General features: G+C 55.4%; 22 protein-coding genes. 7 read left to right on the top strand and 15 right to left on the bottom strand.

The features are described 5' to 3' along the window. Positions 1-18: 18 nt before the first annotated feature. Entirely contained in the window at positions 19-738 is a 720-nt protein-coding gene (pnuC, locus tag H650_RS21220) for a nicotinamide riboside transporter PnuC (protein WP_020457068.1), read from the top strand. On the opposite strand, the gene zitB is transcribed toward pnuC, so the two are convergent. Beyond that, a complete protein-coding gene (gene zitB / locus H650_RS21225) occupies positions 735-1,667 on the bottom strand; it encodes a CDF family zinc transporter ZitB (protein ID WP_020457069.1) in 933 nt (310 codons plus the stop codon). The genes pnuC and zitB overlap by 4 nt on opposite strands. A 127-nt stretch (positions 1,668-1,794) precedes the next feature. Beyond that, the gene (locus H650_RS21230; protein ID WP_020457070.1) at positions 1,795-2,172 is read right to left on the bottom strand and encodes a protein YbgS; all 378 of its coding nucleotides are present in this window, start codon (positions 2,170-2,172) and stop codon (positions 1,795-1,797) included. Between the two features lie 318 nt (positions 2,173-2,490). On the opposite strand from H650_RS21230, the gene aroG reads away from it, so the two are divergent. Beyond that, on the top strand, positions 2,491-3,543 hold the full coding sequence (aroG, locus tag H650_RS21235; protein WP_020457071.1) for a 3-deoxy-7-phosphoheptulonate synthase AroG: 1,053 nt from the start codon (positions 2,491-2,493) through the stop codon (positions 3,541-3,543). Between the two features lie 56 nt (positions 3,544-3,599). On the opposite strand, the gene gpmA is transcribed toward aroG, so the two are convergent. The 9 genes from gpmA to modE form a co-directional block, all read right to left on the bottom strand. Next, positions 3,600-4,352, bottom strand: a complete 753-nt coding sequence (gpmA, locus tag H650_RS21240) for a 2,3-diphosphoglycerate-dependent phosphoglycerate mutase (RefSeq protein ID WP_020457072.1) — start codon at positions 4,350-4,352, stop codon at positions 3,600-3,602. A 206-nt stretch (positions 4,353-4,558) separates the two neighbouring features. Continuing rightward, a complete protein-coding gene (gene galM, locus H650_RS21245; RefSeq protein ID WP_020457073.1) occupies positions 4,559-5,599 on the bottom strand; it encodes a galactose-1-epimerase in 1,041 nt (346 codons plus the stop codon). After that, a complete protein-coding gene (gene galK, locus H650_RS21250; RefSeq protein ID WP_020457074.1) occupies positions 5,593-6,741 on the bottom strand; it encodes a galactokinase in 1,149 nt (382 codons plus the stop codon). The genes galM and galK overlap by 7 nt, the downstream gene beginning before the upstream one ends. Before the next feature lie 2 nt (positions 6,742-6,743). Next, positions 6,744-7,790 carry a galactose-1-phosphate uridylyltransferase gene (gene galT / locus H650_RS21255; RefSeq protein ID WP_020457075.1) on the bottom strand — a complete coding sequence of 349 codons (1,047 nt, stop codon included), beginning with the start codon at positions 7,788-7,790 and terminating at the stop codon, positions 6,744-6,746. A 10-nt stretch (positions 7,791-7,800) separates the two neighbouring features. Further along, positions 7,801-8,817 (bottom strand): UDP-glucose 4-epimerase GalE, encoded by a 1,017-nt coding sequence (gene galE / locus H650_RS21260; protein WP_020457076.1) that lies wholly within the window; start codon positions 8,815-8,817, stop codon positions 7,801-7,803. 217 nt (positions 8,818-9,034) lie between these two features. After that, the gene (locus tag H650_RS21265; RefSeq protein WP_233500364.1) at positions 9,035-9,730 is read right to left on the bottom strand and encodes a site-2 protease family protein; all 696 of its coding nucleotides are present in this window, start codon (positions 9,728-9,730) and stop codon (positions 9,035-9,037) included. A gap of 3 nt (positions 9,731-9,733) precedes the next feature. Further along, entirely contained in the window at positions 9,734-10,654 is a 921-nt protein-coding gene (locus H650_RS21270) for a DUF2167 domain-containing protein (protein ID WP_020457078.1), read from the bottom strand. A gap of 175 nt (positions 10,655-10,829) precedes the next feature. Further along, complete coding sequence (gene modF, locus H650_RS21275; protein WP_020457079.1) at positions 10,830-12,299, bottom strand: molybdate ABC transporter ATP-binding protein ModF; 1,470 nt, start codon at positions 12,297-12,299, stop codon at positions 10,830-10,832. 67 nt (positions 12,300-12,366) lie between these two features. Next, entirely contained in the window at positions 12,367-13,155 is a 789-nt protein-coding gene (modE, locus tag H650_RS21280; protein WP_020457080.1) for a molybdenum-dependent transcriptional regulator, read from the bottom strand. Positions 13,156-13,319: 164 nt separating this feature from the next. On the opposite strand from modE, the gene H650_RS24930 reads away from it, so the two are divergent. From H650_RS24930 to modC, 4 genes are all read left to right on the top strand, one after another. Continuing rightward, positions 13,320-13,469: an AcrZ family multidrug efflux pump-associated protein gene (locus tag H650_RS24930; RefSeq protein ID WP_017455971.1), complete on the top strand. Its 150-nt coding sequence runs from the start codon at positions 13,320-13,322 to the stop codon at positions 13,467-13,469. Positions 13,470-13,650: 181 nt separating this feature from the next. Continuing rightward, entirely contained in the window at positions 13,651-14,424 is a 774-nt protein-coding gene (modA, locus tag H650_RS21290; protein WP_020457081.1) for a molybdate ABC transporter substrate-binding protein, read from the top strand. Next, positions 14,424-15,113, top strand: coding sequence for a molybdate ABC transporter permease subunit (gene modB, locus H650_RS21295; RefSeq protein ID WP_020457082.1), 690 nt, complete (start codon positions 14,424-14,426; stop codon positions 15,111-15,113). The genes modA and modB overlap by 1 nt, the downstream gene beginning before the upstream one ends. Before the next feature lie 3 nt (positions 15,114-15,116). Beyond that, positions 15,117-16,175 (top strand): molybdenum ABC transporter ATP-binding protein ModC, encoded by a 1,059-nt coding sequence (modC, locus tag H650_RS21300; protein WP_020457083.1) that lies wholly within the window; start codon positions 15,117-15,119, stop codon positions 16,173-16,175. Between the two features lie 101 nt (positions 16,176-16,276). Here the strand turns inward: modC and H650_RS21305 are convergent, their stop codons facing one another. Next, entirely contained in the window at positions 16,277-17,095 is an 819-nt protein-coding gene (locus H650_RS21305) for a pyridoxal phosphatase (protein WP_020457084.1), read from the bottom strand. 156 nt (positions 17,096-17,251) lie between these two features. On the opposite strand from H650_RS21305, the gene pgl reads away from it, so the two are divergent. Next, on the top strand, positions 17,252-18,247 hold the full coding sequence (gene pgl, locus H650_RS21310; RefSeq protein WP_020457085.1) for a 6-phosphogluconolactonase: 996 nt from the start codon (positions 17,252-17,254) through the stop codon (positions 18,245-18,247). A gap of 61 nt (positions 18,248-18,308) precedes the next feature. Here pgl and H650_RS21315 read toward each other — a convergent pair whose 3' ends face one another. The 3 genes from H650_RS21315 to bioA form a co-directional block, all read right to left on the bottom strand. Continuing rightward, complete coding sequence (locus H650_RS21315; RefSeq protein WP_020457086.1) at positions 18,309-19,592, bottom strand: putative acyl-CoA thioester hydrolase; 1,284 nt, start codon at positions 19,590-19,592, stop codon at positions 18,309-18,311. Between the two features lie 113 nt (positions 19,593-19,705). Beyond that, the gene (locus H650_RS21320) at positions 19,706-20,182 is read right to left on the bottom strand and encodes a kinase inhibitor (protein ID WP_020457087.1); all 477 of its coding nucleotides are present in this window, start codon (positions 20,180-20,182) and stop codon (positions 19,706-19,708) included. Positions 20,183-20,240: 58 nt separating this feature from the next. Further along, a complete protein-coding gene (gene bioA / locus H650_RS21325) occupies positions 20,241-21,527 on the bottom strand; it encodes an adenosylmethionine--8-amino-7-oxononanoate transaminase (RefSeq protein WP_020457088.1) in 1,287 nt (428 codons plus the stop codon). Between the last annotated feature and the right edge of the window lie 71 nt (positions 21,528-21,598).

A 21,598-nucleotide genomic window follows, 5' to 3' on the forward strand; every position in this document is an offset into this window, starting at 1 on the left:
ATACGCTGTGGGGAAAGAATGGATTTTTTTAGTACGCAGAACATCCTGGTGCATATCCCGATTGGCACCGGTGGGTACGATCTTTCATGGATTGAAGCCACAGGCACACTGGCCGGTTTATTGTGTATCTGGCTCGCCAGCCTTGAGAAGCTCAGTAATTACGCGTTTGGTCTGATCAACGTGACGCTGTTTGCGATTATTTTCTTCCAGATCCAGCTGTATGCCAGCTTACTGCTGCAGCTGTTTTTCTTTGCCGCTAACATTTATGGTTGGTATGCCTGGTCACGGCAAACCTCGCAGAATGAAGCTGAATTGCAAATCCGCTGGCTACCGTTATCCAAAGCGATGAGCTGGCTGGCGGTATGCGTGGTGGCGATTGGTTTGATGACCTTCTTTATCGATCCGGTCTTTGCATTCCTGACGAAAATTGCCGTGGCCGTCATGCAAACCTTAGGGCTGAACGTGGTCATGCCGCAATTGCAGCCCGATGCGTTCCCGTTCTGGGACTCCTGCATGATGGTGTTCTCCATCGTGGCGATGATCCTGATGACGCGCAAATACGTTGAGAACTGGCTGCTGTGGGTGGTGATTAACGTGATAAGCGTGGTGATTTTCGCACTGCAGGGCGTCTGGGCGATGTCGCTGGAGTATTTGATCCTGACCTTTATCGCTCTTAACGGCAGCAGAATGTGGATTAACAGCGCGCGTGAGCGGGGTTCTCACGCGCTTTCGCATTAATGCGAGTGTGAATGGTGGTGCTCAGGCTGCGTCTCGCCCAGATGGCAGTCTGGCCCGCTACAGGGCTGGTACTCCATCTGCACCGTCGCATGTTCAATCTCATAATGATGTGCCAGAAAGTGGTGGATCTCACCCAGCAGCTTGTCATGGTCGCGTGGTGGGATCACCTGCACATGCAGCGTCATAAGCGGTTTTTCACCCACCAGCCAGACATGCACGTGGTGAACATCACGCACCTCCGGAATAGCACGTCGCAGATGTCGCTGTAGCGCGCCAATATCCATCGAGCCCGGCGCACCTTCCAGCAACTCGTTAACGCTCTCTTTCATTAGCCGCCAGGCGCTGCGTAACACCAGCGCGGAAACCAGCACTGAAAGTATCGGGTCAATCGGCGTCCAGCCGGTGAACAAAATCACCAGTGCCGCAGCGATGGCACCGACAGAACCGAGTAAGTCCCCCAGCACATGCAGTGCGGCAGCACGGACATTCAGGTTCTTCTCCTCGCTTCCCCGGTGCAGTAACCAGAATGCCAGCACGTTGGCCACAAGCCCGGCAATCGCAATCACCATCATGGTTAAGCCTGCAACGGGCTGCGGATGGGTGAAACGCTGAATCGCTTCCCAGACAATCCACACGGTAATCAGCACCAGCGCCAGCGCATTGATGAATGCTGCAAGCGTAGTCAAACGCAGCCAGCCAAACGTACGGTTAGCGCTGGGTGGCTGGCGCGCAAAGTAAACCGCTAATAACGCAAAAAGCAGCGCGGCGGCGTCCGTCAGCATATGGCCGGCATCGGCCAGCAGCGCCAGCGATCCGGAAACCAGGCCGCCGACCACTTCGATAACCATAAAAACGGCAGTAACGATAAACGCCAGCAGCAGGCGGCGGGCGTTGGCATCAGCGGGAGTGTGCGAGTGTGAATGCGCCATGGGCGGGTCGTTCCTTGTAATTATTTTAACGCCTTACATCATTACAGATTTTTCAGTTTGCGGGGGAGACTGGAGAGAAAAAAGTAAGGAGAGCCGAAGCTCTCCCTGATGATTAATGCACCGGATTTTACTGAGTTGTGCCGTCGGTTTTCTTATCGACGCTATGGTTGTTACCGCTTTCGGTTTCAACCTTTTTGTTCACATCCGGGCAGCGGCCATCTTTACACATGGTGTTTTTATGCACCTGATCTTTGCTCATATGCTGCTTAGCGCTGTGTTGAGAGGTCGAGTTGGTATTCATGCTACCGCTGTTGATCTGGCTGTTATCCACATTGTTTGGCGCAACATTCTGTTTGGCGTCCGGTGCCGGTTGGCCTGCAGCCGCTGCGGCATTGGCATCACCGTTACTGTCGGTAGAAGAGGCTGCGTCGGCCGCGTAGGCTGCGCCACCTGCGAAAGTCAGCGTCGTCGTCAGTAAAAGTGTCGCTAATTTATTCATTTTCATCATGATGCTCCTGTTCCGGTCGTTTTTACCGCCGTTGAGGCTGGTAAAAGCAGCGCGAACGAATTATCACGCTCAGTGGTTAAAGATACCATTCATGCGCGGTATGGCAGCATAGAATAGCGATAAAATGAAAAATAGAAGTGTTAACAGTTAAAAAGTGTAGCGCTGATATCACCGCTCGCTACTTTTTAACGCGATTTGGCCGCATTCCAGGAATTATCCGGCCGAAGTGTAAAATCGCGTTTACACTTCGCCGCCGACGAGATAGATTGGAAAGATTGCATTCATCAAAAAAAGTATGGCCAGACTGGAACGAACATGAATTATCAGAATGACGATTTACGTATTAAAGAGATCAATGAGTTATTACCTCCTGTAGCACTCCTTGAAAAATTCCCCGCCACTGAAACTGCCGCCAATACGGTTTCGCATGCCCGCAAAGCGATTCATAAAATCCTGCGTGGAAATGATGATCGTCTGCTGGTGGTTATCGGTCCGTGCTCCATTCACGATCCTGCGGCGGCGAAAGAGTATGCTTCGCGCCTGCTGGCTTTGCGTGAAGCGTTAAAAGACGATTTAGAAATCGTTATGCGCGTTTACTTCGAAAAACCGCGTACCACAGTGGGCTGGAAAGGGCTGATTAACGATCCGCACATGGATAACAGTTTCCAGATTAACGACGGTTTGCGTATTGCGCGTAAGCTGCTGCTGGAAATTAATGACAGCGGTTTACCGGCGGCGGGGGAGTTCCTCGATATGATCACCCCGCAATACATGGCCGATCTGATGAGCTGGGGAGCGATTGGCGCGCGTACAACGGAATCGCAGGTGCATCGCGAGCTGGCTTCCGGCCTCTCATGCCCGGTGGGGTTCAAAAACGGCACCGATGGCACCATTAAAGTCGCCATTGACGCGATTAACGCCGCAGGTGCGCCGCACTGCTTCTTGTCCGTCACTAAATGGGGTCACTCCGCCATTGTAAACACCGCCGGTAACGGTGATTGCCACATCATTCTGCGCGGCGGTAAAGAGCCAAACTACAGCGCGAAACATGTCGCGGAAGTAAAAGTGGGTCTGCAGAAAGCTGGCCTGGAGCCGCAGGTGATGATTGACTTCAGTCATGCTAACTCCAGCAAGCAGTTCAAGAAGCAAATGGAAGTGGGCGCGGATGTGTGCCAGCAGATCGCTGGCGGTGAAAAAGCCATTATCGGTGTGATGATTGAAAGCCATCTGGTGGAAGGCAACCAGAGCCTGGAGAGCGGTGAACCGCTGGTGTACGGTAAAAGTGTTACCGACGCCTGCATCGGCTGGGACGATACCGAAACTATTTTACGCCAGCTCGCGGCGGCAGTGAAAGCGCGCCGCAGTTAACGGTTGCACAAATAAAAAAGCGTGGAATTTTCCACGCTTTTTTTATCGGCGAAAACTTACTTCGCTTTACCCTGGTTTGCTACCGCAGCAGCTTTTGCAGCGATCTCGTCTGCGTTACCCAGGTAGTAGTGTTTCAACGGTTTGAAGTTTTCGTCGAACTCGTAAACCAGCGGTACGCCAGTCGGGATGTTCAGTTCGAGGATCTCTTCTTCGCTCATGTTATCGAGGTATTTCACCAGCGCGCGCAGGGAGTTACCGTGAGCGGCGATGATCACGCGCTCACCGCTTTTCAGGCGCGGCAGAATGGTGTCGTTCCAGTAAGGGATCACGCGATCGATGGTCAGCGCCAGGCTTTCGGTCTGCGGCAGCTCCGCATCGGTCAGTTTTGCGTAGCGCGGATCGTGACCCGGGTAACGTTCGTCATCTTTGGTCAGCGCCGGCGGTGTAACAGCAAAGCCACGACGCCACTGTTTAACTTGCTCGTCACCATATTTTTCAGCGGTTTCAGCTTTGTTCAGACCCTGCAACGCACCGTAATGACGCTCGTTGAGTTTCCAGCTTTTCTCTACCGGTAACCACGCCTGATCCAGCTCGTCCAGCACGTTCCACAGCGTATGGATGGCACGTTTCAGCACAGAGGTATAAGCAAAATCGAAGGTGTAGCCTTCCTCTTTCAGCAGTTTGCCTGCCGCTTTTGCTTCGCCAACGCCTTTTTCGGACAGATCAACATCGTACCAACCGGTGAAGCGGTTTTCGTTGTTCCACTGGCTTTCGCCATGACGAACCAGAACCAGCTTAGTAACAGCCATACACTTACTCCTGTGAGCCTGATTGAATGATAACAATTCTCATTATATTGCCGTGGAGGTGCTCCCGGCAACGGTTACCCATAACCATAGCGAAAATAGCCGCCGAGTGTAAGGTGCTTGTGAATCAGGGGTTATGGTTTTGTCGATAAGTGGCGCATATTTCAGCAAAACGGGTAAAAAAAGCCCTCCGGCAGGAGGGCGGGGGATTACTGCGCAATAAAGTGGTATTCCGTCAGGCTGACATAAACGTCGCCAGGCAGTAAGAAGCAGTCCGGCTGCGGGAAATCCGGACGGTTCGGGCTGTCGGGCAAAAACTCGCTCTCCAGCGCCAAGCCCTGCCACGCGTCATAGGTTTTGCCGCCGCGCGCAGGCGTTCCTTCCAGATAATTACCGGAATAGAACTGGAGCGCAGGCGCGCTGGTATACACCGTCATTTGCAGCTGTTTGTCCGCCGACCACAACTGCGCGGCGGGCTGGCTGACGTCGCCTTTTGCCTGTAACAAAAACGCATGGTCGTAACCTTTCACCACGCGCTGATCGTCCTCAGCCAGAAAATCCTGCGCCACGGTTTTCGGGGTACGGAAATCAAAACTGGTCCGCTCAACGTCTTTTAACCCGTCTGTCGGAATGCCCATCTCATCGACCGGCAGATAAGCATCCGCGAGCAGTTGCAACGTGTGGTTGCGAACATCCGACTGCTCACCATCAAGGTTAAAATAAGCGTGGTTAGTCAGGTTGATCGGGCACGGTTTGTCAGTCGTTGCCCGGTATTCAATGGCGAGCCGGTTATCGTCGCCGAGGCGGAAATGCGCCCGGGTATGAACGTTACCCGGGAATCCCTGGTCGCCATCCGCTGAATTCAGGACAAAGACCACTTCGTTATCATTTTGCCGCTCTATCAACCAGCGCCGTTTATCGAACCCTTCCGGGCCGCCATGCAGCTGGTTTTCACCCTGGCTGGGCGTCAACGTATAGGTGTGGCCATCCAGCGTGAACCGGCTTTTGGCAATACGGTTGGCGTAACGGCCGACCGACGCGCCGAGATACGCTGTCTGTTGCAGGTAGTGTTCCGGTGTGGCGCAGCCCAGCAGCGCTTCACGCACGGAACCATCTTTTAACGGTACGCGCGCAGATAACAGCGTCGCGCCCCAGTCCATCAATGTCACCACCATCCCGGCGCTATTGCGCAGGGTGATCAGGCGAAAGGGCAGCCCGTCCGGGGCTGCTGCAGAAGCTTCGTTTAGCACTGTCCTGCTCCCTGTGAAGGTTTGCAAACATAGAAGGTTTCTTTGATACCGGTTTTGGCTTCGTACTGGCTCTCAACAGCCTTTTTGACTGCCGGTACGAGGTTTTCTGGCATCAGCGCGACGATGCAACCGCCGAAACCGCCGCCGGTCATGCGCACGCCGCCCTGGTCACCAATGGTCGCTTTGACAATCTCAACCAGCGTATCGATCTGCGGGACGGTAATTTCAAAATCATCACGCATCGACGCGTGGGATTCTGCCATCAGCACGCCCATGCGTTGAAGATCGCCTTTCTCCAGCGCAGCCGCGGCTTCCACGGTACGGGTGTTTTCGGTCAGCACGTGGCGCACGCGTTTGGCGACCAGCGGATCCAGCTCATGCGCCACCGCATTGAACTGATCGATGCTGACATCGCGCAGCGCTTTTTGCTGGAAGAAGCGCGCGCCGGTTTCGCACTGCTCGCGGCGCGTGTTGTACTCGCTGCCAACCAGGGTGCGTTTAAAGTTACTGTTAATGATGACGATCGCCACGCCTTCCGGCATCGACACCGCTTTGGTGCCAAGCGAACGGCAATCGATCAGCAGCGCGCTGCCTTTTTTGCCCAGCGCCGAGATAAGCTGATCCATGATGCCGCAGTTACAGCCGACAAACTGGTTTTCCGCTTCCTGACCATTGAGGGCAATTTGCGCGCCATCCAGCGGCAGATGATAAAGCTGCTGGAACACCGTACCAACCGCCACTTCCAGCGAGGCGGAAGAACTCAGGCCCGCACCCTGTGGCACATTGCCGCTGATAACCAGATCCGCGCCGCCAAAACTGGCATCGCGTTTTTGCAGGTGTTTTACCACGCCGCGCACGTAGTTCGACCACTGCTGGCTGTCGTGGGTCACAATTGGCGCATCCAGCGAGAACTCATCGCTCTGGTTGTCATAATCGGCGGCAATTACCCGAACGATGCGGTCCGTACGCGGTGCGCAGCTGATCACCGTCTGGTAATCAATGGCGCACGGCAGAACAAAACCGTCGTTATAGTCGGTGTGTTCGCCAATCAGGTTCACACGACCCGGTGCCTGAATTGTGTGGGTGGCAGGGTAGCCGAATTTTTCAGCAAACAGGGATTGTGTGTTCTCTTTCAGACTCATTGTTATTCTCCGGATTCGCGAAAATGGATATCACTGACCGCGCGCAGACGTTCGGCGGCTTGCTCCGCCGTCAGGTCACGCTGGGTTTCGGCCAGCATTTCATAGCCGACCATAAATTTACGCACCGTGGCGGAGCGCAGCAGCGGCGGGTAGAAATGCGCGTGCAGTTGCCAGTGGTCATTCTCTTCGCCGTTAAATGGCGCGCCGTGCCAGCCCATCGAGTAGGGGAACGAGCACTGGAACAGGTTGTCATAACGGCTGGTCAGTTTTTTCAATGCCAGCGCTAAATCGCGGCGCTGCTCATCGCTTAAATCAGTGATGCGCTGCACCTGCGCTTTCGGCAGCAGCAAGGTTTCAAACGGCCACGCCGCCCAGTAAGGAACGACTGCCAGCCAGTGCTCCGTTTCCACCACGGTACGGCTGCCATCGTTCAGCTCGCGCTTTACGTAGTCCAGCAACATCGGGGAGTGATACCGGGCGAAATAGTCGCGTTGCAGGCGATCTTCACGATCCACTTCATTGGGCAGGAAGCTGTTGGCCCAGACTTGCCCGTGCGGATGCGGGTTGGAACAACCCATCGCCGCACCTTTATTTTCAAACACCTGTACCCACGGGTACTGCTGGCCCAGCTCAGCGGTTTGCTGTTGCCAGGTTTTCACCACCGCTTCCAGCGCATCCACGCTCAGTTCCGGCAGCGTTTTGCTGTGATCCGGCGAGAAACAAATCACCCGGCTGGTGCCGCGCGCACTCTGGCTGCGCATCAGTGGATCGTCGCTTACCGGCGCATCTGGCGTATCGGTCATCAACGCGGCGAAGTCGTTGGTGAACACATAAGTGCTGATGTAATCCGGATTTTTATCCCCGGTTACGCGGGTATTGCCCGGGCAGAGGAAACAGTCCGGATCGTGCGCCGGCAGGGTTTGTTTCGCAGGCGTCTCTTGCGCCCCTTGCCAGGGGCGTTTTGCGCGGTGCGGAGAAACCAGGATCCACTGGCCGGTCAGCGGGTTATAACGGCGATGCGGGTGATCGACCGGATTAAATTGCGTCATTACCATTCCTTTAATCGGGATAGCCCTGCGGGTGGCGTGACTGCCAGCGCCAGGTATCTTCTGCCATTTCGTCAAGCGTACGGGTTACGCGCCAGTTCAGCTCTTTATCCGCTTTGCTGGCATCGGCCCAGTAAGCCGGGAGATCGCCCTCGCGGCGCGGCGCATAGTGCCAGGCCACCGGTTTGCCGCAGGCTTTACTGAAGGCGTTCACCACATCCAGCACGCTGCTGCCGACGCCCGCGCCAAGGTTATAAATATGCACGCCCGGCTTCCCGGCCAGTTGTTGCATGGCCGCAACATGCCCGTCCGCCAGATCCATCACGTGGATGTAATCCCGCACGCCGGTGCCGTCTGGCGTCGGGTAATCACTACCGAAAATTGCCAGCGAATCGCGGCGGCCAACCGCAACCTGGGCGATATACGGCATCAGGTTGTTCGGGATGCCCTGCGGATCTTCGCCCATATCGCCTGACGGATGGGCGCCAACCGGGTTGAAGTAGCGCAGCAGCGCAATGCTCCACTCCGGCTGCGCTTTTTGCAGGTCGGTGAGGATCTGTTCCACCATCAGCTTGCTTTTACCATAGGGACTTTGCGGCGTGCCGGTCGGGAAGCTTTCCACGTAAGGGATTTTCGGCTGGTCGCCGTAAACGGTGGCGGAGGAGCTGAAAATGAAGTTTTTAACATTTGCGGCGCGCATCGCGTTAATCAGGCGCAGCGTGCCGTTGACGTTGTTGTCGTAATACTCCAGCGGCTTCGCCACGGATTCACCAACGGCTTTCAGCCCGGCGAAATGAATCACCGCTTCAATGGCGTGATCGTGCAGGATCTCTGCGAGCAGCGCTTCATCGCGAATGTCGCCTTCAACGAACAGCGCGGCTTTTCCGCCAAAGCGCTCAATCTCATTGAGCACGCTGCGCTTACTGTTACAGAGATTGTCGAGAATGATAACGTCGTGGCCGTTTTGCAGCAGTTGGACGCAGGTATGACTTCCAATGTAACCGCTACCACCTGTAACCAGAACTCGCATATTTCCCTCCATAAAGCATTTGATATGAACAAACCTTAGCATAACAGAGAGGTGAAAACTGTGACATGGGATAAATTAGTGGAATCGTTTACACTCAATTTTCTGCCAGCCGGTTTGTGGGGTAAACGCCAGAAAAACCCCGCAATAGCGGGGTTCGTCCGACGCAAGTAAAAAGTCTTAAAAATGGTGTCACTGCGGTGCAGCAACGCAGGCGGCGTCAGCGAAAGCCGGATAACGCCTCGTGGAGGTTATAAGTCATCAGGGAGAGCCAGGCAATCAGCCCGAAGTACAAAAGCGTATATTCCAGACGTTTGCCAGGGGTCAGCGTGTCGAGATTCGGTTGATCATGGCGCCGTGCCCAGATTTGTGATGCCGCGAGAAAGCACACCAGCAGTAACAGCGGGCTCGGGTGAAGATAAAAGAAACCCAGCAGTACGGGAATGCCCAGATACCAGATCTTGCGCGAGATGGCGACGGTAATGCGCCCGCCATCCAGCGGCGGCACGGGGATCAGGTTAAACAGATTAAGCACAAAACCTGAATAGGCCACCGCCATCAATAGCGAACTGTGGAAATACTCCGCCAGATAGTAGCAACCGAGGGCAGCAAGCGAGCCGAGCAGCGGGCCGGCAATGCCGACCCAGGCTTCGGTTTCCGCATCTGGCAGTTCATCTTTCAACGTGATCCAGGCACCCACGAAGGGGATAAACATTGGTAATCCCGTCGCTAAACCACGTTGACGCGCCGCCAGATAGTGTCCCAGCTCATGGCAAAACAGCAGCACCACAAACCCTGTCGCATAAGGCCAGCCGAAGGCGAGCGCATAGGTAGCGATCGACAGCAGCATGGTGGCCCCGGAAAGGAAAAACTTCCCGAGGCTGGCCCCTTTAAGCAGCAGCAAGAGCATGCTCATGGCTTACTCGGCTTTTTTGCGAAACAGCATTTTTTTCACACCCATGCCGAATGCTGCCACGGCGATCAGGCCAAGTTTCCAGAACTTCAGCAGCGTCACGCCGATAAGCGCCAGCAGGCCCAGTTTTTTCGCCGCCAGGCCGCCAATCAGCGCCGCCAGGCCATATTCGGCAATCTTGTCGGTAGAAGCATTAAAGTCGCTGTATTTTTTGCCGTCGTTAAAGGTCACGGCGTTAAGTAACGTTTTGGCGAGCGGTTTTTCCTGCTCAACGGTGCCGCGATCGGTTACCAGGTTTAACGACAGATAACCTTCACGACCCAGCAGATAGGTGTTGTAGTTAACCCCTTGTTCTTTTTCCGGCACATTGCTGCCAATGTCGCGGATTGCCGCAGACCAAATCAGGCGATGCGTGGCCGCCTCGTAGGTGGGTTTTTCTACCCAACCCAACACTTCAATTGGCGGGATGCCTTTTTCACTACGCTCTTTATTGCCGGCTTTGGTGCCCTCCTGCAAATTACTCAGCAGTTCGTCGGCGTCCCAGTCTTTGGCATCGTCATCTTTGATATAACCGGCATTGGCATATTCAATGGAAACAAAGCCCGAAATATCATTGCTAAATACCAGCCCATAAAAAGAGTTGTTATCAACATGGTTGCCAAGCGCACGCATAAATACCGCTGCCTGCTGCGACGGAATATAAGCGAAACCTTCAGGCAGGTTCAGAATCGCCTGATTACCGAGATCAATTTTATGCGGGCCGTGAATACTGGCACGCTGCATATTTTCAACGGCTTGCTTTAATTGTGCTTCCTGACCGGAGGCGGGTGTTTGCGCATTCTCATCGGCGACAGCGGCACTGCAGAAACCCAGTAACAGCGCCGCAGCCAGAGAAATGGCGCGGGTCATGCGGAGGAATTGATTCATCATAGTCCCGTAATTTTTTACCCGGCGTCCATCGACGGGCTTTTTTCTTGCCATAACAAAAACTGGCTGCTGACAATTTTATGTTGCCAACTGACCAGTCAGAGATCGTTATTATGTTGCTTATTTAAAGCGGGGCTATTACATCATATCCGGCGAAATGGAACCATCCCCCTAATTATTGTGGTGTAAGTTGATAACGATATCCGTCGCCCTCTGGTACAAATTCAAGCCGGTGGGTAATACAAGCGGGCGCGTCTCCGGCGTGGTGCGAAACAAATAACAACTGGGTTTCACCTTCGCTAATTAATACATCAACAAAGCGGCGAATAAGCTGGCGGTTTAAAGGATCAAGACCCTGTAACGGTTCATCAAGAATGAGCAGCGTTGGGTGCTTGACCAGCGCACGCACAATCAGCGCCAGCCGCTGCTGACCCCAGGAGAGGCTATTAAACGGTGCGTCGGCGGTGCGCGCATCGAAACCTAAAATATCCAGCCAGCGCTGTGCCAGTTTGTGCTGCTTATCCGAAACGGCCTGGTAAATACCAATCGAGTCGAAATAGCCAGAGAGGATCACATTGCGTACGTTGGTGCTGACGCGGTAATCCAGATGCAGGCTGCTGCTGACATAGCCAATATGCTTTTTGATATCCCAGATGGTTTCACCGCTGCCGCGACGACGGCCAAACAGGGTCAAATCGTTGCTGTAGCCCTGCGGATGATCGCCGGTTATCAGGCTTAATAGTGTCGATTTGCCCGCGCCGTTCGGGCCGACGATCTGCCAGTGCTCGCCGGGCTTTACCGTCCATGAAAGGTGATCGATGATTGGCCGGTCGTTATAAGAGACGACGCCATCGTTCAGCACGATAAGCGGCGCGTCTGCGTTCAATGTTTCGCGCGCCGGGGGCGCATCCGGTTCCGGCAACGTGATACCGGATAATTTTTCGCTGTGGGCTAACTGGGCGATCAACGCTTGTTGCAGCAGGGCTGCTTTTTCTCCGGTCTCTGTGAGCGAGCAATCCACCAGAACCCCGGCGTGTTGTACGAAGTCCGGGATCTCATCAAAGCGGTTCAGCACCAGCACCAGCGTAAAGCCGTCAGCATTGAGGCGCGCGAGCAGTTCTGCCAGTTGCTGGCGTGAATGGACGTCAAGCCCGTCGAAAGGCTCGTCAAGGATCAGTAACTCCGGTTCGGCCATCAGGGCCTGGCAGAGCAGCGTTTTCCGGGTTTCACCGGTCGAGAGGTATTTAAAGCGTCTCTCCAGCAGATGCGAGATGCCAAACTGCGCCGCCAGTTGTGCGCAGCGCTGCGCGTCTTGCACTTCATCCTGAATAATCTCGGCGGTGGTACGCCCGGTATCCTCTTCATCGGGGCTGAGCATATCGGTGTTATTGCGCTGCCACTCGTCGATGACCAGCTTTTGCAACTGCTCAAAAGAGAGGCGGGTGAGGCGGGTAAACTGGCACTGGCGTTCACCTTTCAGTAAGGTCAATTCACCCGCCAGCGCGCGAGCCAGCGCTGACTTGCCGCTGCCATTCGCGCCGACAAAAGCCCAGCTTTCGCCAGCGCGTAGCGCCAAGTGTTCAATGTGCAGCGTGCGGGTGTCGCTAAGACGAAACGTGCCTTGCGAAATTTGCAATGATGACATTATGTATCCCATTTTTTGCAGCGTAGAAACTCAGGGATACGTGCAATGGGCTATCTTGTCAATGCGATTAGCATAACGTGGCGATAATCACGCGATCGGCATTAAAATATGCGGTCACTTCGCTCTGTTCCTGCAAATTATCCATCTCTTGCGTCGGCACGGTGGCGCAGAGCAACTGGCCGTCAGGCAGCGTCATCAGCACCTCACTTTGCTGCTCGCCGCGCTCAATATGGCTGATGCGCCCGGTAAGCTGGTTATCGGCCTGCGCGGCGCGTTTAGCATCCTGCGTAATGCTCACCCACGGCGCTTTCAGCAGCACCAGCACCTCTTTGCCTTCGTCGAGGCCCAGGCGTTCGCCGCTTTGCGCGGTAATAGCGACTTTGAGGCGGGTTTCACCGTCTGCCAGCAGCACGTCGACATGTTGCTGCACGTGGTCGTGGTCGCGCGCGGTAATGGTGCCAAACCACTGATTGCGGGCGCTGGTCTGCAACGAGAAACGCGAAATCGCCGCCAGCAGGCTGTTTAAAGGCAGAGCGTCATCATCACTCAGCACGTCAAACGCTTTTTGCTGGATTTGCGCCAGCAGATCGTAAAGCTCAATCAAACGCTGCCCGTAGCGCGTCACCACCGCGCCGCCACCGCCTTTGCCGCCGGTCGCGCGGTCAACCAGCGTCTGTTCGCTGAGTTGGTTCATCTCATTAATGGCATCCCAGGCGCTTTTATAACTGATAGCGGCGTTCTTCGCGCCCTGGCTGATGGATCCGGTTTCAACAATCTGCTTGAGCAGAGAAATACGGCGCGGATCGGCAAAAAGGCGCTGCTGGAGTTTGAGTGTGAGGAGAATTTCAGCCTGCATTACGCAATGTCCTGGCAAAAGAACTATTGTGAAGGAAAACCGTCACTACGCCTAGCCTGATGCCGGTGAATGCGCATAACGCTGCGAGGCCAATCGCACAAAAGGCGAGTGTTTATCACCTGAATCAGGCTAGAATGCCTCGTTCACAATTTCTGGAGACGACTATGTTTGAGTTGTTGAAAAGCCTGGTGTTTGCCGTCGTCATGGTGCCTGTCGTGATGGCGATTATCCTGGGGCTGATTTATGGTCTGGGTGAAGTGTTTAACGTGTTTTCCGGCGTCGGTCGCCGCGACCAAAGCCGTCAGCAACGCTGATCCTCTCTTGCAAACGCCCGCTTTCGCGGGCGTTTATCTGTCAGATATTCAAGATCTCGTTACTTCCTGCCGATATATTTATATAGGTTGCTAATTCTTGATGGGTATTACCTAACCGCCGGGAAACTCTGGTAATATCGTTATGTTTCTACGTATATAACGACACTCACAGGAGTTCCAGATGGCACGTACATGGTTACGCTTTTTTGCCGCGGCGACATTAACGCTCTCCATTGCCGGGCATGCGCTGGCGGATGAAGGTAAAATTACCGTTTTTGCAGCAGCATCACTGACTAACGCAATGCAGGATATTGCGGCGGCCTATAAAAAAGAGAAAAACGTTGAGGTGGTCTCCTCGTTTGCTTCTTCTTCTACTCTGGCGCGTCAGATTGAAGCGGGAGCGCCAGCGGATCTGTTCATTTCAGCCGATCAGAAATGGATGGATTACGCGGTAGATAAAAAAGCTATCGATACCGCAACCCGCGCAACACTGCTCGGTAACAGCCTGGTGGTTGTGGCACCCAAAAACAGTGCGCAGGGCGATATCGTTATTAATGCTAAAACCGACTGGAACAGTCTGCTGAAAGGCGGGCGTCTGGCCGTTGGCGACCCGGAACATGTTCCGGCGGGGATTTATGCCAAAGAAGCGTTGACCAAACTGGGCGCATGGGAAACCCTGTCGCCGAAGCTGGCTCCGGCGGAAGATGTGCGCGGTGCGCTGGCGCTGGTGGAGCGCAGCGAAGCGCCGCTTGGCATTGTCTACGGCTCGGACGCGGTTGCCAGTAAAGGGGTGAAAGTGGTCGGGACCTTCCCGGAAGATTCACACCAAAAAGTTGAGTACCCGCTGGCTATTATCGACGGCCATAAAAACGCGACGGTAACGGCGTTTTATGACTATCTGAAAGGCCCGCAGGCTTCTGAAATCTTTAAACGTTACGGATTTACTACGCACTAATGATATTGACGGATCCCGAATGGCAGGCGGTATTGCTGAGCCTGAAAGTCTCATCCCTGGCAGTGGTTTTCAGTTTGCCGTTTGGGATCTTTTTTGCCTGGCTGCTGGTGCGCTGCACGTTTCCGGGCAAAGCGCTGCTCGACAGTGTGCTGCACCTGCCGCTGGTGCTGCCGCCGGTGGTGGTGGGGTATTTATTGCTGGTGGCGATGGGGCGGCGCGGTTTCATTGGTCAGTGGTTGTATGACTGGTTTGGTATCACCTTTGCCTTTAGCTGGCGCGGCGCGGTGCTGGCCGCAGCGGTGATGTCGTTCCCGCTGATGGTGCGCGCTATCCGTCTGGCGCTGGAGGGCGTAGATACCAAACTGGAGCAGGCAGCCCGCACGTTAGGTGCCGGGCGCTGGCGCGTTTTTCTCACCATTACGTTACCGCTTACTTTGCCGGGGATTATTGTCGGCACGGTGCTGGCCTTTGCCCGTTCACTGGGTGAATTTGGAGCGACGATCACCTTTGTTTCCAATATTCCGGGCGAAACCCGCACTATTCCCTCTGCAATGTACACCCTGATTCAGACGCCCGGCGGTGAAGGCGCGGCGGCGCGGTTATGTATTATCTCGATAGTGCTGGCACTGGTTTCGCTGTTGGTTTCCGAATGGCTGGCCCGCATTAGCCGCGAAAGGACAGGGAGGTAAGTCATGCTGGAACTCAACTTCACCCAGACACTGGGTACGCATCGCTTACACATTGCTGAAACGCTGCCTGCCAGCGGCATCACCGCGATTTTTGGCGTTTCGGGCGCCGGGAAAACCTCGTTGATCAACGCGATTGGCGGCCTGACACACCCACAGCAAGGGCGGATAGCGCTGAATAATCGCGTGCTGTTTGATACCGAAAGCAAGATTTGCCTGCCGCCGGAGAAGCGGCGTGTCGGCTATGTTTTCCAGGACGCGCGGCTGTTTCCGCATTACAAAGTGCGCGGAAATCTGCGTTACGGCATGGCCAAATCCATGGCTGGTCAGTTCGACAAACTGGTGGCGTTACTCGGTATTGAACCGTTGCTGGATCGTTTACCCGGTGGGCTTTCCGGCGGAGAAAAGCAGCGTGTGGCGATTGGCCGTGCGCTGTTAACCGCGCCGGAATTGCTGCTGCTGGATGAACCGCTGGCGTCGCTGGATATTCCTCGTAAGCGCGAGCTGCTGCCGTACCTGCAACGGCTGGCGCGGGAGATCAATATTCCGATGCTGTACGTCAGCCACTCCCTGGATGAAATCCTGCATCTGGCAGATAAAGTGATGGTGCTGGAGGCGGGAGAAGTAAAAGCCTTCGGCAGTCTGGAGGATGTCTGGGGCAGCCGCGTGATGAACCCGTGGTTACCGGCGGAGCAGCAAAGTAGCGTGTTGAAAGTGGTGGTGCTGGAGCACCATCCGCACTATGCGATGACGGCGCTGGCGCTTGGCGATCAGCATATTTGGGTTAACAAGGTCGACCTTCCGCTGCAAAGCGCGCTGCGGATCCGTATTCAGGCGACAGATGTTTCGCTGGTGCTGCAGCCGCCGATGAATACCAGTATCCGTAATATTCTGCGTGCGAAAGTGGCGCAATGTTTTGATATCGACGGCCAGGTGGAAGTGCAACTGGAAGTAGGCAGCCGCACCCTGTGGGCGCGCATCAGTCCGTGGGCCAGAGATGAGCTGGCCGTGAAGCCGGGTCAGTGGTTATATGCGCAAATCAAAAGCGTGTCGATAACCGCCTGATCGCCGGATGCGATGCATTGTGGGCGGTCATCAGCCCGCGCCCGGTATTAGCCCCTGACGCAGGGGCATAAGCTTTTCACCCGGCTAATCCGGACGGGGGTTTACAGCAGTTCGTTGTAGATAAATTGCGCGATGCTGTCGACGGTGTTGTCGCCAATCACCACGTTAGCATGGGCTTTTACCGCGTCATCGGCATTGCCCATCGCCACGCCGACACCAGCGGCTTCCAGCATGCTGATATCGTTATAGTTATCACCAAACGCCACCACGTCCTTCATCGATAGCCCCTGTGACGCCACCCATTCGCTCAGACGTTTGCCTTTGCTGTTGCCCGCGCGGGCGATATCGACCTGATCATGCCATGACCATTCGCACTCCAGCCCCAGCGTTTGCTCCACGTGCTGGGCAAAATTTTTCAGTTTCTGCGTGTCGGTATCGGTGAGCGCAAATTTCCAGATCGCCTCAACCTCCTGCGCCGCTGTGCTCAGGGAAGCCACTTGCCGAAAGACCGGGCGCTGCTCTGGCGGCAACTGTTGCGCCCAGGTGTTGGTGCGCTCAACATGGCCGGTTGGCTTTTCATACAGCATGGCGTTGTCGACGTACATCAGACCGTGAACCGCGTGCTCATCAAGCAGTGTGATCAACTGCTGCGCCTGTAAAACCGGCAACGGATCGGCGCTTAACACTTTTTTTGCATGATAATCATACAAATAAGTGCCATTACAACAAATTGCAGGTGTATCCAGCGCCAGTGCCTGATAAAAAGGGTGGATGGCAACATGATGCCGACCTGTCACGATAATCAGTTGATGACCGGCGGCTTTTGCGCGAGCCAGCGCTTCAAGGGATGAGGGCAGAAGCGTTTTTTTCGGGGTCAGTAGCGTACCGTCTAAATCCAGTGCAATCACGCGCGAAGTCATATCGTATTCCGTGGTCGATGTTGAAATTCAAATGTCCGGGGATGGTACACCGGGTCACCGGCTGCGCAAAATCTCCGGGTAAAATTCAGCATCAACCAACAAAAGCAGCTATCCTGGTTACTTAATGCAAAAAAGAATTAGAGGAGAGGAGCGTTCATGAAACAAACCGTTTATACCGCCAGCCCGGAAAGCCAGCAGATCCACGTCTGGCGCCTGAACTCTGAAGGTAGCCTGACGCTTGTCCAGGTGGTGGATGTGCCCGGCCAGGTGCAGCCGATGGTCGTCAGCCCGGATAAACGTTACCTCTATGTCGGGGTTCGCCCTGAATTTCGCGTTATCGCCTATCGCATCGCGCCGGATGATGGCGCCCTGACTTTCGCGGCGGAATCGCCGCTGCCGGGCAGCCCGACGCATATCTCAACCGATCGCAGCGGGCGCTTCCTGTTCAGCGCGTCCTACAACGCGGGCAGTGTGAGCGTCGTCCGTCTGGACGATGGCCTGCCGACCGGGACGGTTGACGTGGTGGAAGGGCTGGAAGGGTGCCACTCGGCGAATATCTCCCCGGACAACCGCACTCTGTGGACACCGGCACTGAAACAGGATCGCATCTGCCTGTTTACGCTGGCCGATGACGGCAATCTGACGGCGCAGGAGCCTGCGGAGGTCACCACCGTTGAGGGCGCTGGCCCGCGTCATATGGTGTTTCATCCGAACCAGCGTTTTGCCTACTGCGTCAATGAACTCAACGGTTCAGTCGATGTCTGGCAGCTCAGCGATGCGCACGGCAACATAGAGTGTGTGCAGACGCTGGATATGATGCCTGCGGATTTCAGCGACACGCGCTGGGCGGCGGATATTCATATCACGCCGGATGGTCGCCATCTTTATACCTGCGACCGTACCGCCAGCATTATCACCGTGTTCAGCGTTTCGGAAGATGGTAGCGTGCTGGCGATCGAAGGCTTCCAGCCAACGGAAACGCAGCCGCGCGGCTTCAATATTGATAATCGCGGTCAATACCTGATTGCCGCCGGGCAGAAATCGCACCACATTGCGGTGTACGAGATCAGCGGCGAGCAAGGGTTGCTGACCGAGAAATCCCGCTATGCGGTAGGTCAGGGGCCAATGTGGGTGGTGGTTAACGCGTTCTGATGCTGCATTTCACGCATAAAAAAACCTCGCCACGGCGAGGTTTTTTCTTATCAGGAGAGGCTTATTTTTTCGGCATCGCCACAACCTGGCTACCAACGCCGCGGTTGTTGAACTCCCACATGCGGTTGAACTGCGGGTTGTTCAGCTCGCGCTGCACGTTGCCTTTATCGTCAACGGTTCCGGTGTTGCCGGCATAAGCACGGCCGGAAACAGCGGCATCGGCCCACGGTTTCGCTACATTAAAGCCTTCGTTGATTACGCTATCGCGGATCACCACCTGGCCGTTGGTGTTGCCATCAACATCCAGTGAACGGCCGAGCTGTGCCACACCGTTACCGGCGGCGTTAAAGCGGCTGTTGACGGCGAGGAAACCGTAATACAGGTTAGACAGGGTGGCTGGTGCGAACACATAACCTTCCTGCTGGGTGCGCGAGTTTACTACGCGGAAGTCGGTGTTATCAAACACCACCGCGCCGCGACCGGCCACGATATCGACATCGCCTTCAAGATAGCTGTTGGTCACCAGCGTACGGGGCTGGCGATCGGTACGCAGGGTGTTATCCACGCCGCTGTTGGTAACAAAGAAGGTGTTCTGGCGACCCAGAATATTGACGTTGTTGATCTGCACTTTATCGCCATCGCTGCGCAGCGCCACCGCCTGGTGGTTACCCGCATCAACGCTGTCACCCAGCGTATTTTCAATGGTCAGGTTTTGCAGTTGCAGGCCGTTATTCTGTGACCAGAAGACCGCAGAACACATTACGCCGACAGTTGCGGTACGTTTGCTCTGGCAGTTATCGAACATATACCATGCCGGTTTGCCCGGCATGTATTTGCCCGACGGATTGACCAGACGACGCCAGCTGTTCGGGTCCATTTCGGCATCAATAGCCTGTTTGATTTTCACATCCAGCGCTTTCTCGCCGGTACCGTAAATGGTCACGCTGCCGGACGCGGCAGGCACATAAACCGTACCTTCATATTCACCCGGCATCACCGCGATGTACTGACGATCGCTGGCGTGTTTGTTGATTGCCGCGTCTACCGCTGCCTGAATGGTGGTATGTGTCACACCCGGCGTACCGGCCGGGCCGACCACGAAGTTCGCTTTTTCTGGCAGACGGATGGCGACCGGTTTCCATGCCGCGTTATCCGGCGTCATGGCGGTAAAATAGCGGTCCGCTACAAAGTTTTTCGCTTCACCTGCGCTGAGGATCGGGCGCGCGGCGGTGCCAGGCGCTTTCTGTTCAGACGGACGTTCCGCCGGCGGGGTTGAGCTACAGGCGGTCAGTGTCACGCCAAAAGCGAGCGCCAGCGCCAGACGGGAAACCGATGATGTGTTCAAGGGGAGCTCCAGACTATGCAAAAGTTGAAAGAGGACTTCAAAGCCTGCTTTTTTATACTAAGTTGAGCGAAACGGGAAGCCGATTTGTACAATCGGCTGTAAATCCCTTCTTTTTAGCTAAAAAGGGCAGTAATTGAGGCGCTGGAAAGCGTATGGAAATGGACGTTAAAACCGACCATCGCGCCGCTGGCATTTTCATCGACCTCAATGCGCTCTACGTCCAGGGCATAGACGGTAAAGATATAATGGTGCGTTTCGCCTTTCGGCGGTGCGGCACCGCCGTAACCGGCTTTGCCAAAATCGGTGCGTGTCTGCACCGCGCCATCCGGTAATGGCGCCAGACCGGAACCGGCGCCTTGCGGCAGCACGCGTGTATCAGCGGGAAGGTTCGCTACCACCCAGTGCCACCAGCCGGAGCCGGTTGGTGCATCCGGATCGTAGCAGGTCACAACAAAACTTTTGGTGCCGGCAGGAACCTCATCCCACGCCAGATGCGGGGAGATATTGTCGCCGTCGTAGCCCATACCGTTGAACACCTGGCGATGCGGCAGCTTTTCGCCGTCGCGTAAATCATGGCTGACCAACTTCATATGCACTCCTTCTGCTTTTCATGCGTGCCGGGAAGTGTAGCCGATCCCCGGCAAAACCTCAGGCAAAAAGGTCATCGCGCAGCACGGCGGCATTGACGGCGCGGGTCAGACGCGAGAGCTGCTCCGGGGTGATGATATAGGGCGGCATCAGGTAGATAAGCCGGCCAAACGGGCGTACCCACACGCCTTGTTCAACAAAGAAGCGTTGTAGCGCCGCCATATTAACTGGCGAACGGGTTTCCACCACGCCGATGGCTCCCAGCACGCGCACATCGGCGACATTGGCCGCTTCGCGCGCGGGTGCCAGCTCCGCGTTTAACTGCGCTTCAATCGCCGACACCTGAGCTTGCCATGCACCTTGTTGCAATATGGTCAGGCTGGCGTTGGCTGCCGCGCAGGCCAGCGGGTTGCCCATAAACGTTGGCCCGTGCATAAAGCAGCCTGCTTCGCCGTTGCTGATGGTCTCTGCCACGTTGCGCGTGGTGAGCGTTGCCGAAAGCGTCATTGTGCCGCCGGTCAGCGCTTTGCCAAGACACAGAATGTCCGGGGCGATCCCGGCATGTTCGCAGGCAAACAGCTTGCCGGTGCGACCAAAACCGGTGGCGATTTCATCGGCAATCAACAGAATGCCTTCCCGGTCGCACATCCTGCGCACTCGCTTAAGCCACTCCGGGTGATAGATACGCATGCCGCCCGCGCCCTGAACAATAGGTTCGAGGATCACTGCTGCTATTTCGTGGCGATGCGCCGCCATCAGGCGTGCGAAGGCCACCATGTCACGCTCGTCCCATTCGCCGTCAAAGCGGCTTTGCGGCGCGGGCGCAAACAGGTTTTCCGGCAAATAGCCTTTCCACAGGCTGTGCATGGAGTTATCCGGATCGCAGACCGACATCGCGCCAAACGTGTCGCCGTGATAGCCGTTACGGAAGGTGAGAAAACGCTGTCGCGGCTCGCCTTTCGCCTGCCAGTATTGCAGCGCCATCTTCATTGCCACTTCCACCGCCACGGAGCCGGAATCGGCCAGAAAGACGCACTCCAGCGCTTCCGGCGTCATCGCCACCAGCTTGCGGCACAGGTCAATCGCTGGCGGGTGAGTGATGCCGCCAAACATCACATGGGATACCGCATCGATTTGCGCTTTCATCGCTGCGTTAATTACCGGGTGCCCGTAGCCGTGAATTGCCGCCCACCAGGAGGACATGCCGTCAATCAGATGTTCGCCGCTGCTGAGTATCAGCTCGCAACCCTGTGCAGACTGTACCGGGTAAACCGGCAGCGGGGAGGTCATGGAGGTGTAAGGGTGCCAGATATGTCGCGTGTCAAAGGCGAGATCGTCCAGGGTCATAATCGACTTGTAAACCAAATTAAAAAGTTTTAGGTTTACGAGTCTACACCGAATAACGATTTTACAACACC

Origin of the sequence: Enterobacter sp. R4-368 (genome assembly GCF_000410515.1) — a bacterium.
GTDB lineage: Bacteria > Pseudomonadota > Gammaproteobacteria > Enterobacterales > Enterobacteriaceae > Kosakonia.

What these genes read in the sequence shown, in the direction of transcription:
- pnuC (WP_020457068.1), top strand. Translation starts at nt 19, where the DNA reads ATGGATTTTTTTAGTACGCAGAACATCCTGGTGCATATCCCGATTGGC.
- zitB (WP_020457069.1), bottom strand. Translation starts at nt 1,667, where the DNA reads ATGGCGCATTCACACTCGCACACTCCCGCTGATGCCAACGCCCGCCGC.
- H650_RS21230 (WP_020457070.1), bottom strand. Translation starts at nt 2,172, where the DNA reads ATGAAAATGAATAAATTAGCGACACTTTTACTGACGACGACGCTGACT.
- aroG (WP_020457071.1), top strand. Translation starts at nt 2,491, where the DNA reads ATGAATTATCAGAATGACGATTTACGTATTAAAGAGATCAATGAGTTA.
- gpmA (WP_020457072.1), bottom strand. Translation starts at nt 4,352, where the DNA reads ATGGCTGTTACTAAGCTGGTTCTGGTTCGTCATGGCGAAAGCCAGTGG.
- galK (WP_020457074.1), bottom strand. Translation starts at nt 6,741, where the DNA reads ATGAGTCTGAAAGAGAACACACAATCCCTGTTTGCTGAAAAATTCGGC.
- galT (WP_020457075.1), bottom strand. Translation starts at nt 7,790, where the DNA reads ATGACGCAATTTAATCCGGTCGATCACCCGCATCGCCGTTATAACCCG.
- galE (WP_020457076.1), bottom strand. Translation starts at nt 8,817, where the DNA reads ATGCGAGTTCTGGTTACAGGTGGTAGCGGTTACATTGGAAGTCATACC.
- H650_RS21265 (WP_233500364.1), bottom strand. Translation starts at nt 9,730, where the DNA reads ATGAGCATGCTCTTGCTGCTGCTTAAAGGGGCCAGCCTCGGGAAGTTT.
- H650_RS21270 (WP_020457078.1), bottom strand. Translation starts at nt 10,654, where the DNA reads ATGAATCAATTCCTCCGCATGACCCGCGCCATTTCTCTGGCTGCGGCG.
- modF (WP_020457079.1), bottom strand. Translation starts at nt 12,299, where the DNA reads ATGTCATCATTGCAAATTTCGCAAGGCACGTTTCGTCTTAGCGACACC.
- modE (WP_020457080.1), bottom strand. Translation starts at nt 13,155, where the DNA reads ATGCAGGCTGAAATTCTCCTCACACTCAAACTCCAGCAGCGCCTTTTT.
- H650_RS24930 (WP_017455971.1), top strand. Translation starts at nt 13,320, where the DNA reads ATGTTTGAGTTGTTGAAAAGCCTGGTGTTTGCCGTCGTCATGGTGCCT.
- modA (WP_020457081.1), top strand. Translation starts at nt 13,651, where the DNA reads ATGGCACGTACATGGTTACGCTTTTTTGCCGCGGCGACATTAACGCTC.
- modB (WP_020457082.1), top strand. Translation starts at nt 14,424, where the DNA reads ATGATATTGACGGATCCCGAATGGCAGGCGGTATTGCTGAGCCTGAAA.
- modC (WP_020457083.1), top strand. Translation starts at nt 15,117, where the DNA reads ATGCTGGAACTCAACTTCACCCAGACACTGGGTACGCATCGCTTACAC.
- H650_RS21305 (WP_020457084.1), bottom strand. Translation starts at nt 17,095, where the DNA reads ATGACTTCGCGCGTGATTGCACTGGATTTAGACGGTACGCTACTGACC.
- pgl (WP_020457085.1), top strand. Translation starts at nt 17,252, where the DNA reads ATGAAACAAACCGTTTATACCGCCAGCCCGGAAAGCCAGCAGATCCAC.
- H650_RS21320 (WP_020457087.1), bottom strand. Translation starts at nt 20,182, where the DNA reads ATGAAGTTGGTCAGCCATGATTTACGCGACGGCGAAAAGCTGCCGCAT.
- bioA (WP_020457088.1), bottom strand. Translation starts at nt 21,527, where the DNA reads ATGACCCTGGACGATCTCGCCTTTGACACGCGACATATCTGGCACCCT.